This is a genomic window from Pseudomonas sp. NMI542_15 (assembly GCF_021283425.1).
In the GTDB taxonomy this organism is placed as follows: Bacteria; Pseudomonadota; Gammaproteobacteria; order Pseudomonadales; family Pseudomonadaceae; genus Aquipseudomonas; species Aquipseudomonas fortuita.
The window spans coordinates 1-747 of record NZ_JAJSRO010000073.1 but is presented as its reverse complement, the minus strand read 5'-3'; the positions used below and the strand labels follow the sequence as shown (position 1 = coordinate 747).

General features: G+C 55.0%; 1 protein-coding gene and 1 rRNA gene. Both read left to right on the top strand.

Features of this window, described 5'->3' with window-relative positions; all coding sequences use genetic code 11:
* The first annotated feature begins 133 nt into the window (after nucleotides 1-133).
* A 5S ribosomal RNA gene (rrf, locus tag LU684_RS30455) occupies nucleotides 134-249 on the top strand.
* 421 nt (nucleotides 250-670) lie between these two features.
* The coding region (locus tag LU684_RS30925; protein ID WP_148101364.1) for a hypothetical protein at nucleotides 671-747 on the top strand (77 nt) is incomplete at its 3' end.

Below are 747 nucleotides of genomic sequence, written 5' to 3'. Positions count from 1 at the left end.
TAACACCCAAGCAATTTGCTGACGCAGATTGCGGTGGTGAAGATGATACGAACCGAAAGTTCGCAACGAACCACAAATATCACATATCCGGATTCGCTGGGCTGTCCATCTGGACATTCTGGCTACAGAATTTCTTGACGACCATAGAGCATTGGAACCACCTGATCCCATCCCGAACTCAGCAGTGAAACGATGCATCGCCGATGGTAGTGTGGGGTTTCCCCATGTGAGAGTAGGTCATCGTCAAGATTCATTTCGCAAAACCCCTATCTGCGCATGCAGGTAGGGGTTTTGTCTTTGTGGACAAAAAAATTCTGCCCAGCTCGAATCCCTGTGGGAGCGGGCTCGTCCCGCGAACACGGGCGAAGCCCGTGCCATTCACCTCGCTGCTCGAATCCCTGTGGGAGCGGGCTTGTCCCGCGAACACGGGCGAAGCCCGTGCCATTCACCTCGCTGCTTGTTTCGCGGGCACGCCCGCTCCCACAGCGACCGCGTATGCTTTCATAGTCGCTGCGACAATATTGCACTCACATTAACGTGACTTTCCCGTACCTACCCTACGTCAAGACTTTGATTCAGGGCACTCCTGCCCCTGAACCTGGTGATGCCAGCGCACCGTGCTGCGCATTTCCGGACTTCCACCGTCCCATCACTTGAGGTAGCAAGCAAGATGGCCAAGGCCGCCGATGTCGTTGTGCAATGCCTGGAAAACGAAGGTGTCGAGTATGTGTTCGGCATTCCCGGTGA